The 15,924-nt window shown below is 28.2% G+C and carries 20 protein-coding genes and 5 pseudogenes; 21 read left to right on the top strand and 4 right to left on the bottom strand.

Annotated elements, in window-relative coordinates; genetic code table 11:
* The 17 genes and pseudogenes from AGR56_RS04530 to AGR56_RS04445 all read left to right on the top strand — a co-directional run bounded on the left by AGR56_RS04530 (position 1) and on the right by AGR56_RS04445 (position 9,998).
* Positions 1-258, top strand: a complete 258-nt coding sequence (locus tag AGR56_RS04530) for a hypothetical protein (RefSeq protein WP_053241299.1) — start codon at positions 1-3, stop codon at positions 256-258.
* Between the two features lie 387 nt (positions 259-645).
* Positions 646-1,087 (top strand): annotated as a pseudogene (locus tag AGR56_RS04525) (DUF134 domain-containing protein).
* 71 nt (positions 1,088-1,158) lie between these two features.
* Complete coding sequence (locus AGR56_RS04520; protein WP_157055661.1) at positions 1,159-1,650, top strand: nucleoside 2-deoxyribosyltransferase domain-containing protein; 492 nt, start codon at positions 1,159-1,161, stop codon at positions 1,648-1,650.
* A 32-nt stretch (positions 1,651-1,682) separates the two neighbouring features.
* Positions 1,683-2,075 (top strand): iron-sulfur cluster assembly scaffold protein NifU, encoded by a 393-nt coding sequence (locus AGR56_RS04515; protein WP_053241297.1) that lies wholly within the window; start codon positions 1,683-1,685, stop codon positions 2,073-2,075.
* Between the two features lie 46 nt (positions 2,076-2,121).
* Positions 2,122-2,582, top strand: a pseudogene (locus tag AGR56_RS04510) (spore coat protein).
* 372 nt (positions 2,583-2,954) lie between these two features.
* Positions 2,955-3,239, top strand: a complete 285-nt coding sequence (locus tag AGR56_RS04505; protein WP_053241296.1) for a metalloregulator ArsR/SmtB family transcription factor — start codon at positions 2,955-2,957, stop codon at positions 3,237-3,239.
* Positions 3,240-3,280: 41 nt separating this feature from the next.
* Positions 3,281-3,724 (top strand): CGGC domain-containing protein, encoded by a 444-nt coding sequence (locus tag AGR56_RS04500; RefSeq protein ID WP_053241295.1) that lies wholly within the window; start codon positions 3,281-3,283, stop codon positions 3,722-3,724.
* Positions 3,725-3,757: 33 nt separating this feature from the next.
* On the top strand, positions 3,758-4,381 hold the full coding sequence (locus AGR56_RS04495; RefSeq protein ID WP_053241294.1) for a DUF1847 domain-containing protein: 624 nt from the start codon (positions 3,758-3,760) through the stop codon (positions 4,379-4,381).
* Positions 4,350-4,878 (top strand): annotated as a pseudogene (locus tag AGR56_RS04490) (flavin reductase family protein). The gene AGR56_RS04495 and the pseudogene AGR56_RS04490 overlap by 32 nt, the downstream one beginning before the upstream one ends.
* 99 nt (positions 4,879-4,977) lie before the next feature.
* Positions 4,978-5,238, top strand: a complete 261-nt coding sequence (locus AGR56_RS04485; protein WP_053241293.1) for a DUF5320 domain-containing protein — start codon at positions 4,978-4,980, stop codon at positions 5,236-5,238.
* A gap of 88 nt (positions 5,239-5,326) precedes the next feature.
* Positions 5,327-5,794 (top strand): peptide deformylase, encoded by a 468-nt coding sequence (gene def / locus AGR56_RS04480; RefSeq protein ID WP_053241292.1) that lies wholly within the window; start codon positions 5,327-5,329, stop codon positions 5,792-5,794.
* 54 nt (positions 5,795-5,848) lie between these two features.
* Positions 5,849-7,221 (top strand): annotated as a pseudogene (nscfB, locus tag AGR56_RS04475) (ScfB-related radical SAM/SPASM orphan maturase).
* Positions 7,221-7,607, top strand: a complete 387-nt coding sequence (locus AGR56_RS04470) for a DUF134 domain-containing protein (RefSeq protein WP_053241291.1) — start codon at positions 7,221-7,223, stop codon at positions 7,605-7,607. Before nscfB ends, AGR56_RS04470 begins: the two are co-directional and overlap by 1 nt.
* A pseudogene (locus AGR56_RS21370) lies at positions 7,597-8,496 on the top strand (ARMT1-like domain-containing protein). Before AGR56_RS04470 ends, AGR56_RS21370 begins: the two are co-directional and overlap by 11 nt.
* Before the next feature lie 112 nt (positions 8,497-8,608).
* Entirely contained in the window at positions 8,609-9,136 is a 528-nt protein-coding gene (locus AGR56_RS04455) for an MBL fold metallo-hydrolase (protein ID WP_053241288.1), read from the top strand.
* On the top strand, positions 9,111-9,449 hold the full coding sequence (locus AGR56_RS04450; RefSeq protein ID WP_053241287.1) for an MBL fold metallo-hydrolase: 339 nt from the start codon (positions 9,111-9,113) through the stop codon (positions 9,447-9,449). The genes AGR56_RS04455 and AGR56_RS04450 overlap by 26 nt, the downstream gene beginning before the upstream one ends.
* Before the next feature lie 18 nt (positions 9,450-9,467).
* Positions 9,468-9,998, top strand: a complete 531-nt coding sequence (locus AGR56_RS04445; RefSeq protein WP_053241286.1) for an ECF transporter S component — start codon at positions 9,468-9,470, stop codon at positions 9,996-9,998.
* Positions 9,999-10,063: 65 nt separating this feature from the next.
* On the opposite strand, the gene AGR56_RS04440 is transcribed toward AGR56_RS04445, so the two are convergent.
* The gene (locus AGR56_RS04440) at positions 10,064-10,636 is read right to left on the bottom strand and encodes a class I SAM-dependent methyltransferase (RefSeq protein WP_053241285.1); all 573 of its coding nucleotides are present in this window, start codon (positions 10,634-10,636) and stop codon (positions 10,064-10,066) included.
* On the bottom strand, positions 10,629-11,153 hold the full coding sequence (locus AGR56_RS04435) for an ECF transporter S component (RefSeq protein ID WP_053241284.1): 525 nt from the start codon (positions 11,151-11,153) through the stop codon (positions 10,629-10,631). The genes AGR56_RS04440 and AGR56_RS04435 overlap by 8 nt, the downstream gene beginning before the upstream one ends.
* 312 nt (positions 11,154-11,465) lie before the next feature.
* Between AGR56_RS04435 and AGR56_RS04430 the strand changes: the two genes are divergently transcribed.
* The 3 genes from AGR56_RS04430 to AGR56_RS04420 are packed head-to-tail and all read left to right on the top strand — an operon-like array spanning position 11,466 to position 13,989.
* Entirely contained in the window at positions 11,466-12,359 is an 894-nt protein-coding gene (locus AGR56_RS04430; RefSeq protein ID WP_053241283.1) for a zinc ABC transporter substrate-binding protein, read from the top strand.
* A gap of 1 nt (position 12,360) precedes the next feature.
* Complete coding sequence (locus AGR56_RS04425) at positions 12,361-13,125, top strand: ABC transporter ATP-binding protein (protein WP_053241282.1); 765 nt, start codon at positions 12,361-12,363, stop codon at positions 13,123-13,125.
* The gene (locus AGR56_RS04420) at positions 13,126-13,989 is read left to right on the top strand and encodes a metal ABC transporter permease (protein ID WP_053241281.1); all 864 of its coding nucleotides are present in this window, start codon (positions 13,126-13,128) and stop codon (positions 13,987-13,989) included.
* A gap of 95 nt (positions 13,990-14,084) precedes the next feature.
* On the opposite strand, the gene AGR56_RS04415 is transcribed toward AGR56_RS04420, so the two are convergent.
* Together AGR56_RS04415 and AGR56_RS04410 are read right to left on the bottom strand one after the other, a co-directional pair.
* On the bottom strand, positions 14,085-14,591 hold the full coding sequence (locus tag AGR56_RS04415) for an ImmA/IrrE family metallo-endopeptidase (protein WP_053241280.1): 507 nt from the start codon (positions 14,589-14,591) through the stop codon (positions 14,085-14,087).
* Positions 14,592-14,606: 15 nt separating this feature from the next.
* A complete protein-coding gene (locus tag AGR56_RS04410; RefSeq protein WP_053241279.1) occupies positions 14,607-15,056 on the bottom strand; it encodes a helix-turn-helix transcriptional regulator in 450 nt (149 codons plus the stop codon).
* Positions 15,057-15,224: 168 nt separating this feature from the next.
* On the opposite strand from AGR56_RS04410, the gene AGR56_RS04405 reads away from it, so the two are divergent.
* Positions 15,225-15,779, top strand: coding sequence for a hypothetical protein (locus AGR56_RS04405; protein WP_053241278.1), 555 nt, complete (start codon positions 15,225-15,227; stop codon positions 15,777-15,779).
* Positions 15,780-15,924 lie beyond the last annotated feature (145 nt).

The following is a 15,924-nucleotide window of genomic DNA, read 5'->3' as shown; positions in this document are numbered from 1 at the left end:
ATGCAAAAGGTTAAACTTGGTCAAATGATTAGATTTCAAAGTGATCATTACATTTCACTAGAAAAAGGTGGAAAAATATTAGTAAAAAAAGGCGATACTGCAAGAGTCATAAAAAAAGTTGATGAAAAAACTGGTGAAATAATGTACCTTACAGGAGAAGCGAAAGGTAAATATCAAAACCTAATGCTGCAGGTAGAAGACGACTTAGATGCAGATGCTATTGCAAAGCAGATTTTAAATGACATTCAAAATGGTTAACTATAGATTTTAAGTTCATCCCTACAAACTGGAAGTTGTAAAGCAGAGTACAGAGTACAATGAAGGTGGATTTACCTTTTGCTTCGCTTAGGTAAATCTTATAATGGTGCTAGTATAATATTGTAGACACGAAAGACCGAACACATTAAAATATAGATAAGAGAAGGATGTGTTTATATGTTAATAGAGAAAAAGCAATATACTAAACCCTGCAATATTCATTTTAAATGTTTTAAATGTAATAAGTATAATTGATTTAGATAGTACAAAGTTTAAATTGACTATCTAAAGTTAAATAAAAAAAGTGGAAGAAGAAAATAACATAGTAATATATGATTCAAATATTATGTTCGAAGGATTATGCAGTAAATGCAGGGAGGAATTAAAATGCCAAGACCAACAAAATTTAGAAGAGTAGAATTTTTTCCAGAGGATACTTATTTTGTTCCATGGGGTAAGCCTAAATGCGAGATTGAAGAAATAGTATTAAAAGTAGAAGAACTTGAAGCAATGAGGCTTAAGGATATTGAGGAGCTAAATCAAGAAGAGTGTGCTGATAGAATGCAGGTATCAAGGCAAACTTTTCAAAATATTATTGATAGTGCCAGAAAAAAGATAGCTATAGCTTTGACAGAAGGGAATGCTATAAGGATAAGTGGTGGTAATTACAGAGCAACATTTTGTAAGTTTAAATGCTTTAATTGTGGGAATGTATATGAAATAAACTATGAGCAGGATAAATATAACTGTCCTGTTTGCGGTTCAGATAAAGTTATGTGCAGTAAAAAGGCAGATTTTTTGCACAAAATGGTGTAAAACTACAGAGTAATTAATTTAATTGTTTATTTTCAGAAAATTATATTGATAAAGTAATTGACCATTATATGCTTTCAGATATGTTTGAGTAGATATAAATTTATAAGGATGGTGAAATATATAAAACTATATTTTGCAGCACCATTATTTTGTGATGCAGAAAGAGAATTTAATGAAAAAATAACTAATCAGATTGAAAGATTAGGATATGAAGTGTTTTTACCTCAAAGAGCCAATATTGATTTAGATGAAAAATGTTCAAGAGAAATAACCAATCATGAAAAATCAAAATTTATATTTGAATTAGATAAAAAAGAAATGTTTAGCTCTGATATATTTCTTTTTGTATTAGATGGTAGAATACCAGATGAGGGAGCCTGCGTTGCATTAGGAATGTGTTATATGCACAAAAGTTTAGTAAATAATAATAAATTGTTAATAGGATTACAAACTGATAAAAGAGGTGCATATAAATATTCCAAATTAAATCCAATGATAGAGGCATCTATGAATTGCATTTTTGAAAGTGTCTCTGAATTATTAGAGTTTTTAAAAAATAAAATTATATCAGAGTAATTATAAGCCAATAGAGTGATGAGGTGAATCTTATGTTTTCTGAAGATTATACTGACACAGTAATTGAACATTTTATGTGTCCAAGAAATGTTGGAATAATAAAGGATGCAAATGGAGAAGGAACAATAGGAGATCCAGGATGTGGGGACTCTTTATGTATATATATTAATGTGAAAAATAATATAATTGATGATATTAGTTTTTTAGTTTTTGGATGCCCTGCTTCAATTGCAACAAGCAGCATGACCACAGAACTTGTAAAGGGAAAAACTACAGAACAAGCATTAAAACTAACAGAAGATGATATAGTAAATGCGCTTGGCGGATTACCTGAAAATAAGAAGCATTGTTCAAATCTTGGGGTTAAAGCATTAAGAAAAGCTATTGATGACTATTTTGCTAAAAGTATTCATAAAGAAGAATAGTATAAAAAACAAAGTTTACACAAAATAAGACAGGAGGTGTTTTATTTTGGAAATAACTTTATCACAAAAAGGAAGAATGTTACTAGAAGATCAAAAAGTCATGAACAAATTTTGTATACAAAAGTATAATAATTATGCAAATCAAGCAAAAGATAATCAATTAAAACAAATATGTAAGGCTAATGAGCAAGTCGAAAAAATCATCTTGACACTATTAATCAATTGCTAAGTGGTAAGATTCCTGATATGAACCAACAGCAAAATCAAAATATTCAGCAGAATATTGGTAGTATTCAAACTAAGGAAAATAATTTATCTGATAAGGATATATGCTCAGATTTATTAATGACAGAAAAATATGTTTCAGGAACTTATGATACTACAATTTTTGAATTTAGAGATACTAATGTTCGTGATATATTAAATCACATACAAAAAGAAGAACAAAAGCATGGAGAATCTATATTTAAGTATATGGAAAGTAAAAGAATGTATAATGTACAATAAATTTTAAAATTTTAATAAAGCACAAAAGAAGGTTATGCACAAAATGAGATATTCTTTTGTGCTTTTATTTTAAGAAGTAATATTTAATTAACAAAATATAATATACGTAAAAAATAATTTTACTCCAAATCTAGGACTTAAGACTAGGTATCTTCCAGTGCTTTTAATTGGCCTAGTTGTAAATTTGATAAACACAAATTGTGCTTTTGTTTATAGCATTATATATAGAATAAAACTTAAAAATTGGACAAGTTTAAATGGTAATATAATTACTAGAGAATTAAGTGAGCTTGTAATATTTGTTTGAAAATACGTCTGTCTTTTATCAAATGGTATAACTACATTATACAATACCTCATAATGAGAGATAACATGATAGATAATGCTAAAGATATATCAGAATTATTAAAGGTATTAGCAAACGAAAATAGAGTAATAATTGTTTGCTATCTATTAGAATCGTCAATGACAGTAAGTGAGCTTCATAAAAGGATGAATAATCTTACACAGCCAGCATTATCACAGCATCTAGCTATTTTAAAAGCTCATAGAATAGTAGATTCATATAAAAATGGACTTTCTATTACATATTCTATACATGATGATAGGATAAGAAATATAATAAAAAATTTAAGAGAAAACATTAATTTATATTAAGATTAAATATTATTTAAATATGAACAATGGGGGTGGATCTTATGAAAAAGATAGGAATTATTATATGTGGACGCTATCAGAACTGTGGTGGAGGAAAATGCTTTAGAGCTTTAAGGGAACGTGTAGGAGGGTTTTCAATCTACTCGCAAGAAGAAGAAGTTGAAATAGTTGGATATTCGTATTGTGGGGGATGTCCAGGTGGTAACATAGAATATGTTCCAGCAGAAATGATTAAAAATGGGGCAGAGGCAATTCATTTAGCGACTGGTTTTGTAGTGGGATATCCTCCATGCCCTAGTATTGAAAAATTTAAAGAATTTATCGAGACTCATTATAAAATACCAGTTATAGTTGGAACACATCCAATTCCTATGAAATATTTTTTAGACCATGAAAAAATGTCATTTTGGAAGGAAATGAACATGAGTACAATTGCTCCAGAGTTATTTAAAGATACAGAGGCAATAATGAAAAATTACGATTGATTTTATATAGATTAAAATGGTTGAGGTGACAATATGTATACTTGTGCAATGTGTAGAGAACATTACTGTAAAACAGGAGAGTATGAAAATCTTCCGCTTAATTGTCCATGCAATGAAAAAGAAGAACAGGAAAAAATAAAGAAACTATATTTGGAAGAAGAAAATCATAAATTAGCTTATAATTCTGCATTGGTTGAAGCCGAAGGCTATTGTAAGAAAACAAGACTTGAAGAAATAATTGATTTTGCAAATAAATGTAACTATAAAAAATTAGGAGTAGCCTTTTGCATTGGATTAAGTAATGAGGCTAAAATTTTATGTTCAATATTAAAGCATAATGGTTTTGAGGTTAATTCAGTAGTTTGCAAAAACGGAAGCATACCTAAAGAATTTCTAAAAATTAAAGATAGTGAAAAAGTAAGACCGGATACTTATGAACCGATGTGCAATCCTATAGGACAGGCAATACTTTTAAATAATGCTAAAACGGATTTGAATATTATTTTAGGATTATGTGTAGGACATGATTCACTATTTATAAAATATTCCGATGCACCTGTAACTGTTTTTGCAGTTAAAGATAGAGTCCTTGCGCATAACCCTATTGGTGCATTATATCTTTCAGATGGTTATTATAAAAATAAATTGTATAAATAATGGAGGAATTACTATGGAAAAAATTCAAGGAAATATGAAGAGCTGTCTTCAGCCAATGCCAAAGATACTAGTTTCTTGTAGGGATACAGAAGGTAAAAACAATGCATTAGCAATAGCCTACTGTTGTAATTGCAGTTATGATCCGCCAATGCTTATGGTGGGTATTGTTCCTTCAAGATATTCTTATAAAATTGTGAAGGAAACAGGAGTTTTTGTTGTAAATATTGCTACAAAAGGAAATGTTTGATTATTTAGGAAGCCATAGTGGCAGGGAAGAGGATAAATTTTCAAAATTTAATATTAAGGTTGAAGAGGGAATAAAGGTTAATGCTCCTTTACTAGCAGATTGTCCTATAAATATAGAGTGTAAGGTAGTGGACTCCATAGTAACTGGTTCACATGAAATGTTTGTGAGTAAAATTGAATATGTTCATACTGATAGAAAAATAGTTGATGATAAAGGGAACATTGATTTTTCTAAAATTGAACTTCTTTAAAATCAATACAAATGATTATTGACATATACCCAAAACTGAGTATAATAATAATTGTAAAGGGCAAATGCCCAAAACAAAAATTAAAAAGGAGATGGAGTTATGCCAAGAAGAGATGGTACAGGTCCAATAGGAATGGGATCAATGACAGGACGAGGTATGGGCTTATGTAATACAGCTAAAGCTCTTGGTGCAATTGGAGGATTAGGATTAGGTTGCAGAAGAGGTTTGAGAAGGAATGGCTTTAATAATACAATTAATTCTGACAATATAAAGGATTTACTAAATGAACAAAAAGCTATTCTTGAAAACAGACTTGATCTAATCAATAATCAATTAAATAATTTTCAAGATGACAAGTAAATAAGGGGTGGCTTTCCACCCTTTATTTATGCTTAAGGTATAAGTATATATTATTAATTTGAATTTTATTGTAAGGAGAGAAAAAAATATGGCTTTAAGAAATATTACTAATTATAAAACAGATGATATATTGAGAAAAAAATCAAAGTATATAGATAAAATTGATAAAAGAACATTACAATTGTTAGATGATATGGCTGAAACAATGTATAAAGAGAATGGTGTAGGATTAGCTGCTCCTCAGGTAGGAATACTAAAAAGAGCAATTGTGGTTGATATTGGTGATGGTCTTATAAAACTGATAAATCCTGAAATAGTAGCACAAGAAGGTGAAGAACAAGATACAGAAGGATGTTTAAGTATTCCTAGCATTGTAGGCGAAGTTAAACGACCGTATAAGGTTAGGGTTAAAGCTCTTAATGAAATTGGTGTAAAAGTGGAAATTGAAGCTCAAGGATTGCTTGCAAGAGCCTTTTGTCATGAGATAGATCACCTTGATGGTGTCCTATTTATTGATAAGGTTGTTTCAGGAACCATTAAGAATACTGATATTTAGGATATGGTTTCTAATAGATATAAGTGTAAGTAGAGAAAGAAGGACAATAAATCGATGAAAAATATACATAAATTTAAATGTAAAGATGATTATTTTATTTTGGATGTAAATTCTGGGGCTATTCATGTAGTAGATAAAATTGTTTATGACATAATTGATGAAAATAACATTGAAAGTAGAGATAATGTTTTAAATAAATTCAAAGGAATATGTGATGAAGCTATTATAAATGAGTGTTATGATGAAATAGAAGAACTCATTTATAATGAGCAGTTATATACTAAAGATATATATGAGAATATTGCTAAAAAATTTGAAGAAGAACCTAATTATATAAAAGCAGTATGCCTTAATATTGCCCATGATTGTAATTTGAGATGCAAGTATTGTTTTGCTGATGGTGAAGGATATGATCAGCAAAAAAGTTGATGAGTTTTGAGGTAGCTAAAAAAAGTATTGATTTTCTAATTAAAAATTCAGGCCCAAGAAAGAATATAGAAGTGGATTTTTTTGGCGGGGAACCACTTTTAAATATTGGTGTTGTAAAGAAAACCATTGATTATGCAAGAAGCTTGGAGAAACAATATAATAAAAATTTCAGATTTACAATTACTACGAATGCAACGCTTTTAACTGAAGAAGTAATGGATTATTTGGAAGAAAATATGGTGAATATTGTTTTGAGTATTGACGGTAGGAAAAAGGTGCAAGACAGTATAAGATTAAAAGTTGATGGAAGCGGTACTTATGATGATATTCTTCCTAAAATAAAAAGGATGGTTGAAAGAAGACATAAATCTAAAAAGCAATATTATATAAGAGGAACCTTTACATCACAAAATTTAGATTTTTCTGAAGAAATAAAGCATTTTATAGAGCTTGGATTTAAAGAAATTTCTATTGAACCAGTAGTATTATCAGAGGATAATGTACTTTCTATTAAGGAAGAATATTTAGATAAGATTTATGAGGAATATGATAAAATTTTAGATGAATTATTACAGCATGATGATGTTATTTTTTATCATTTTAATATTGATATTAATGGAGGCGCATGTATTTATAAAAGAATATCAGGTTGTGGAGCTGGCTTTGAATATATTGCAGTAACTCCTGATGGCGATATTTATCCTTGCCACCAATTTGTAGGTAATAAAGATTTTTATATGGGAAATGTATATGAAGGCATTAATAATAAAAAAATATCAAGTGATTTTAGAAAATCAAATATATATAATAAAGCAGAATGTAAAAATTGTTGGGCAAGATTTTTTTGTAGTGGAGGTTGCCAAGCTAATAATTATAATTTTAATGGAGACACAAAAATACCTTATGAAATTGGATGCAATATGCAAAGAAAAAGAATTGAGTATGCAATAGCACTACAATATTATAGAAATAAAAAGGCTGAGGAGTGTTGTAAGTAATGGCAAGACCAAGAAAGTGGAGAAGAGTTTGTACATTACCGGAAGTAGATAAATTTGGTCCTATTGATTTATCTAAAAGTGTAAGTGAAGCAATAATAATGACAGTAGAGGAATATGAAACAATAAGACTTATGGATTTAGAAGGGTTAAATCAAGAACTATGTGCAGATACAATGGGGGTTGCACGTTCTACGATACAAAGAATATATGATGATGCACGCAAGAAAATAGCAGATAGCTTAGTAAATGGTAAGATACTAAAAATAGAAGGTGGTGATTATAAGCTATGCAGTGATTTTGGAGATAGAGAAAATTGCGAAAAATGTATTTGTGGTAGACATAGACATGGAAGAAATAAAATGATGGGGGATAACTGTGGATATTAATTTGGAATGTATTTATTGTACTATAAAAAAAGCAGATTCTTTATTTAGTAAGTATGAAACTGATGAAGATGAAAAGTTAAAATTTATGAAAGAAGTATTTAAAATAATTTCAATGTCTGAAAAAGGAGACACATCTCCCTATTTAAATACACGGATAATGAGATTTTTAAACAGTAAATTTAACTTAGGGGATATTTATTATGAAATAAAAAAGGAATATAATAATCTTTTAATTTCTATGCAAGAAGAGATTTTAAGATACATTTATAGTTCTCAAGATAAACTTCTTACAGCATTAAAGTATGCAATGGTTGGTAATTTTATTGATTTTGGTGCTATGGATCAAGTGGATATTGAAAAATTAAAAAAATTAATTATAGGTGCTAAAGAACAAGTAATTGATGTTAAGGAATATCAAGAATTTCTTCAAGGACTAAAAGATGCTAAACAAATAGCATATATAGTTGATAATGCTGGGGAAATAGTGTTTGATAAAATATTTATTAAAGTTATAAATTAAATATATCCCAATATAATTGTAAATGTTATTGTAAGAGGAAAACCAGCACTTAATGATGCAACTATAATTGATGCAGAAGAAGTAGGTCTCTGTGAAATAGCTAATGTCATAGAAAATGGAACAGATATACCAGGTACACAATTAGATAAAATTAATTTAAAGTCAAAAGAAATAATTGATAATGCAGATTTAATAATTGCAAAAGGACAAGGAAATTTTGAAACCCTCTTCGGTTGCGGCAAGAATATTTATTATATCTTTTTATGTAAATGTGATTTATTTACTAGAAGGTTTAATATAGAAAAGTTTAAAGGTATTTTTGTTAATGAAAGAAATGTGAAAGATATGATAGGATATAATCACAATTAGAAATGAAGTCTTTAGAGTATATAGTTTAAGGACGAGAGAATTAGTTCAACGTAGGTATTATCTGATAATAATCTGGAATTAAGCAAGAAAAATAATGGAGTTGATAATTAAAATGAATCTAAAAATAATAACCCTTATAGAAGATAATCCTAGTATTAATTTAAATTTATTTAATGAACATGGATTATCTCTATATATAGAAGTTGATGGAACAAAGATGTTGTTTGATACTGGTAAAAGCGGCAATTTTATTGAAAATGCTGAGAAATTAGATGTCGATTTAAAAAATTTAAAATACGTTATATTAAGTCATGGCCATTACGATCATAGTGGAGGGTTTAAAAAACTTGTGGATAAAGTTGAAACCTCATATAAATTAATTGTTGGGAAAGGATTTTTTAACAACAAATATAAACTTATAGAAGAAGGAACTTATAAGTATATCGGCAATTCTTTTTATGAGGAATTTGTTAATCAAAATAATATACCAATAAAATATGTTAAAGAAGATATATATTATATTACTGAAAATATAATGATATTTGCTAATTTTAAAAGAAATAATGATTTTGAAGTCACAAGTGAGAAATTTAAAATAAAACAGGATGAAAATTTTGTATTGGATAATTTTTTCAGATGAAATAGTTTTGGGAGTAAAAACTGATAAGGGATTTATGGTTATATTAGGATGTTCCCATATAGGAATAATTAATATTTTAGAGACAATTATAGAAAGGACAGGTATTCCAATCTATGGTGTCATAGGGGGAACTCATTTACTTGAAGCTGATGAATTAAGGTTAAGTAAAACAATTGATTTTTTAAAAGAAAAGCATATACAAATTTTAGGATTGTCTCATTGTACAGGAGAAAAAGCTGCTGAAGAAATTAAGCATGAATTTAAAGAAAAATTTATATATAACAATACCGGAAACATAATAAAAGTAATATAAAAGATTGGGGATATGAAAATGAACATTAACACAAAAAAATTAGTCCAAGCTTCTTTACTATTAGCAATGGGCATCATATTTCAAATAATAGGTAGAAATATACCACAGATTAATCAATTTTTAGTGGGTCCGATAATTAATTGTATTTTAATACTAACGGCTTTTATTTGCGGTAAGTGGTGGGGTGTAGGAGTAGGAATTTTAACGCCTATGTTAGCATGGTTTGTTGGTCAACTTGCAACTCCTTTAGCTCCATTTATACCATTTATTATAATTGGAAATTTTTTATTTGTATTTTTATTTTCATTATTTATGGAAGGACAACTGTTAAAAAGAGGTATTGGAATTATTCTTGGAGCAATAGGGAAATATGCTTTTTTAACTTTTGCTTCTACTAAATTAATAGATCTTCTTGGCTTAAACTTTCCACCTAAGGTGGTTAAAACATTATCAATAAGTATGAGTACTCCTCAACTTATAACTGCACTTGCAGGCGGAGTTTTTGCTTTAATAATTATTGAAGCATTAATAAAAAGAAAAGTTATTTAGCTAAAAGAAAATAAAAAGATGGGTATAAAAACACTACCAATTTTTCATGGTAGTGTTTTTAAATATTATATTTTGATTCCATCAATAAAATACATTTCTTCATTGTCTATTATTGTAGATATTTTAAAGTATTTACACATAATTTTAGCTGTTATTTCAATAGACGGAAGAATATCATGTTTTACAGATTCACTAAGTGAATGAACAGCATTAATTTTTTCTTTACTTTCAGAATGTGCAATAATTATTTTCCCGTTATTATTTAGCAGATTTGAAATTTGTCTAAAAAGAGCTTCCTTATCTTCAAAATGAGGATATACAGAGTATAAGAGGGCATAATCGTAACCATCTTCTTTAAAATTAAATATATCATCATTTACAAAGGAGATTTTATTATCTTTATATTTTGATTTAGCAACTGCAATCATGTTTTCAGATATATCTATAGCAGTAATTTTTAGTGGATTAGTCTGCATGAGATAGTCTAACATGATTCCAGTACCTGTACCAATATCTATTATTTTAGAGTTATATTTGATATTAGATAAATCAATAATTTTCTTTAATTTTAAAGGCTCATGATTACAAATTTCGTCCCATTTAAAAGCAAGGTTGTTAAAAAAATCTCTGCTATCCATTTATAGTAGTTCCTTTTTGAATTTTATATAATGATTTTACAATAACAGGGATTAGTACTAATTGTAGAATTATTCCTGAAATTGGGGTAATAAAAGATGCTGTAATAAATATTTTAAAAGCATATGGCTTTCCAGCCATTGAAAGTAAAAGATAATTAGTTGTTCCAGATACTAATCTTCCAAGTAACATTGAAATTATTAAAGATAGAAAAATATTTGTGTTCTTTTTCTTATACAAATATCCTGAAACAAAACCATATGTAGCAAGCTCTAAAGCCATTGATAATGCAGCAGGATATATAGGTGGCATACCTGTAAGTATAGAATTTAGAAATGGAGTTATAAGTCCAACAATTATACCATACCTTCCTCCAAGAATAAATCCACATAATAAAACTGGAATATGCATAGGAAGCAATGCTTGACCCAACCCAATTTGATGAAAAGCAAATGGAAGAACAAGTCCTAATGCAATAAACAAACTTGCCTTAATCATTTCATTTGTTTTGAATTTCATTATAACACCCCCATAATAAAATAAAAGGTAGAGCAAAATTGACTCTACCTTCGTGGTACAAATTTAAAAATTATAAACATTAATAACAATTATAAGTCTTCGTGACTTACTGTTTTATTTTAACAAATTTTTATTAGCTAATCAATAGGGATTTAAAAAAATTAAGATATGTTATTAATTGAATTTATTACACTAATTCAATTAGTAGAAATTGATAATACTAGTTATTGATAAATTCTAAGAAAAGAGTATAATGAAATTGAGTGTAAATGCAAATAGTTTGCATTTACATAAATATAGAGGGGTGGTCTAATGTTAAAAATAAGTAAAAATTTATTAGTATTTTTGATTTCTATTTCTGTTATATTTTCTTCTGGATGTAGTATTCTTGAAAAAAGTAGTAATAAAAATAAAGAAAAGAAACTTAGTGTTGCAGTTTCTATTGTTCCTCAGGAAGCTTTTGTAAAAGAAGTTGGTGGAGATAAAGTTGATGTTATTACAATGATTCCGCCTGGAAAAAGTCCAGAAAATTTTGCAACTACACCAGATATAATGGAAAAGCTTAGTGGTGCATCTATATATTTTAGTATAGGCGTACCTACTGAAGAAGCAAGTATATTGCCGAAGATAAGAGATTTTAACAAAAGTATAGAAATAGTAAATATGGCAGATGAGGTTTCAAAGGTGTATGCAGAAAGAAAATTTGTATCAGAAGGAAGAGACCCTCATATATGGCTTTCTCCAAAAAGAGTTAAAGTTATGATTAACGAAATAGAAAAAGAACTTTCCGCAAAAGATCCTGCTAACAAAAGTTTTTATAAAACTAATGCTGAGAATTATTTAAATAAGCTGGATAAACTGGATGCTGATTTAAAAAGTTCATTGTTACCACTAAAGAATAAGGCTTTTATATGTTATCATCCTGCTTTTGGATATTTGGCTGATGATTACGGACTTAAGATGGTATCACTTGAACAAGAAGGAAAAGAAGCTACAACAGAAGATTTTCAAAAAACTATTGATTTTGCAAAAAAAGAAGGAATAAAAACAATATTTTATCAAGCAGAAATAGATAGTAAACAATCTAAAACTTTTGCTTCAGAAATTGGTGGTAAGACTGAAATGGTAGATCCACTCTCATCAGATTATATAAATAACTTAGAAAAAATAGCGGAAACTTTTAAAAAAGTAATGGAAGTGAATTAGTATGAATGCAGTTGAAATAGAAAATCTAAGTGTTTACTATGAAAATGTAAATGCTCTAGAGAATATAAATATTACTGTTAAAGATAAGGAGTTTATTGCTATCTTAGGTCCTAATGGAGGTGGAAAAACAACACTTTTAAATGCAATTTTAGGACTAATTAAACCTTCATTAGGACAAATAAAAGTATATGGTAAAGATCCAAGTTATAAAAAAAATTCTATAGGATATGTACCTCAATTTACAAAGTTCGAAAAAACTTTTCCTATTGATGTAATAGATGTGGTTCTAACGGGAAGATTAAAATTTGGTATGAATTTTTTTCATAAGTATTCTAAAGAGGATGTAGAATTTGCTAAAAATATAATGGATATGTTAGAGATATATGAATTAAAGGATAGACAAATAGGGCAGCTTTCTGGTGGTCAGATGCAAAGAGTTTTGATTGCAAGAGCACTTTGTACAGAACCCAAACTTTTACTTTTAGATGAACCAACAGCAAGTCTTGATATACAATCAAAGACCAGTATTTATTCATTGCTAAAAGAACTTAATAAAAATATTACTATATTGGTAGTTACTCATGATACTGGGTTTATATATTCTTATATTGATAAAATCGCCTGCTTAAATAAGAAGTTATTTTATCACGGTGAACCTGAACTTGATAAAAATATAATGGACAAGGTTTATAGATGCCCAGTAGATGTTATAGCACATGGAGATATACCTCATAGAGTGTTTAGAAGTCATCAGGAGGAGAGTTAAATGTTAGATTCTATTTTAAAATATACATTCTTGCAGCATGCTATAATTGGGGCAATACTTGCAAGTATAATATGTGGCATTATTGGAACAATAATTGTTGAAAAAAAACTTGTGATGATGAGTGGTGGTATAGCACATACTGCATTTGGCGGGGTAGGTATGGGCTACTTTTTAAAAATAGAACCAATAATAGGGGCTCTGATTTTTGCTATAATATCTTCTTTTGGAATAGTTGGAATCAAAAGAAAATCAAGAGTAAATACAGACACTATTATAGGAATGTTTTGGTCGTTAGGTATGGCACTTGGAATAATATTTATTTCATTAACTCCAGGATATCCACCAGACATATCATCATATTTATTTGGAGATATACTTACAGTTTCTAAAATGGATCTTTGTATAATGGCTATTTTAGATTTTGTTGTTATTTTTATTATAATAGCATTTTATAATAATTTAAAAGCTTATCTTTTTGATGAAGAATTTTCTATGGTAATAGGTATTAATGCTAAATTAATGGAGTATATAGTATTTCTACTAATAGCTTTTAGTGTAGTTGTACTTATAAGAGTAGTTGGAATAATACTTGTAATTGCATTATTAACAGTTCCACCTGCTATTTCTAAAATATTTACATTTAATTTAAGAAAAATTATGGAGTTATCTATTTTGTTTGGTGTGGTATTTTCACTATTAGGACTTTTTATATCATATAAACTTCATATTGCTTCTGGAGCATCAATAATAATTGTAGCAGTTGGTACTTATATAACATTTATTATTATTACTAAGTTAATAAAAAGAACAGGGATACACCATGATATAGGAATGAACAATAAAAAGACTTTAAATGGAGTTTAGAGATATACTAAAAATTAAGTATTATCAATTAGAAGCATGATCAAATTACTACTCTTTATATTGCCTAATAATTAAAGAGTAGTAATTTGTAGTGATTAACTTTTTAAAAAATTGCCTTTTGCAAGTTCAAGAGGAGTTATCGAATATCCTTTGTATTTTAAAATTTGACTTTTAAAATCAACTAATTCAACAGGTACTTTTAGTTTTGCAGCTACAGATGAAAACGTACAATCTTCATTAAATAAATCCATAATAGTAGAGTCTGGAATTAAAAGTTCTGATGCGAAAAGATTAGCTTCTCTTTCAGGTTTTGATGTCATATCAAACAAAGAGAATTCTCTTATAGCATCATTTTTGGCATAATTTTGGTGAAACCTATCGTGTCCAAGCTCGTGAGCACATATTACTGGCAAAAGTTCTTCTTGAATGTTCTTGTTTATTACAATGTATCTAAATTTAGACTGGTAAAAATAGTATCCCTTTAAGTTACCTAAATCATGATAGCATATATTAATTTTCATACCTTTAGCCATTTCAAAAGGATCTCTTGTCTTATATTTTTTAATAAGCTTATCCACTTCTTTAGAAATAAAATTAGTCATAAGCAATTACCTCTCTTAAGGAGTTTTATTACCGTCATTGCCTATAGATGCTGATTTCTTACCATATTTTTTTCTTGCCTTTTGTTTTGCATCAAAATATATTTCCGTAATAGACTTAAAAAAAGCATCCTTATCTTCATCGGATAATTCCCCTCCTGCAAGTACTGCAGAAGTTCTCCTTAAAATCATTTCTGCTTCTTTTTTTCCTTTATAACCAAAATCAGCTTTAGCAGAAGATATAAAATTCTCATCTCTTGAAACATTTTCATTATCTGAAATTAAGTAATCTACAGAAACATTGAATATTTCAGCAAGTCCAGTAATAATTTTTTGCCCTTTAGGGAATCTAGTATTATTTTCGTAATTACAGATAGATTTTTGAGTAATACCTAACTTTTTTGCTAAGTCTTCCTGAGAAAGTCCAGCTTCTCTACGGAGTAATTTTATTTTATCACCAAAATTCATTTCCGTGACCTCCAAATATATAAATTTAAATACAGAACATTTGTTCTTGAAATTATTGACAAGATAAATTTGCCAATATATACTTATAATTAGAACGAAAGTTCATAATATTATTCTAATTCAGAACAATATTTCTGTCAATGATAAAGTGTAAGGGGGATGTGTCATATGGCTATTTTTAAAGAAATTCAAAGTAATAATATTAATGCTGGAATTGATAACTTAAAAGATAATAAGAAAGTAAGTCCTAATATTTATCATAATACTAAGCTGCTTTTAAAATTATATAATAAGGTTCTATGGAGAATAAATAATTCCTTTGAAGAAATAGAGGAAGATTGTATTTCTTTCTCTGGAAAGAGACTGGACGAACTATTACATAGTCTTACTGATACAGAAGAATTCATAACAGAGGCAAGACTTGAAAGCAGGCTGCAATCTATAGAAGATAGTAAAAGTATTATAAATTTAATTGAAAAAGCCTTACTTATGTTAAAGTCCTATCCTAAAAATGGAGAGAGGTATTATTCAATAATTTATAAGATATATATTTCTGCCTACACTTATAGTGAAAGTGAAATAATTGATTACTTATGCTGTTCAAGGGCTACCTATTATAGAGAGAAGAAAAATGCAATTAATTTACTTGGAACAATACTATGGGGATTTTTATTTCCTAATTTTATGAAAGAAATTAAAAGCATAAAATTGATACAAGATTGATACTAAAAAGATACATAACTGGTACTGACACCATACTTTGATACTGCTATGATATATACAATGGAAATAATATTAGCTGTTTTTTAGCCTTGAAGCGTTTATATACGCCTCAGGGCTTTTTTATACCCAAAATTAAAAATTAATA

Source organism: Clostridium sp. DMHC 10, from assembly GCF_001270375.1.
Classification (GTDB): Bacteria; Bacillota; Clostridia; order Clostridiales; family Clostridiaceae; genus Clostridium_S; species Clostridium_S guangxiense.
Note: the sequence above shows the minus strand (reverse complement) of the source record. Positions and strands in the feature narration are given on the sequence as shown.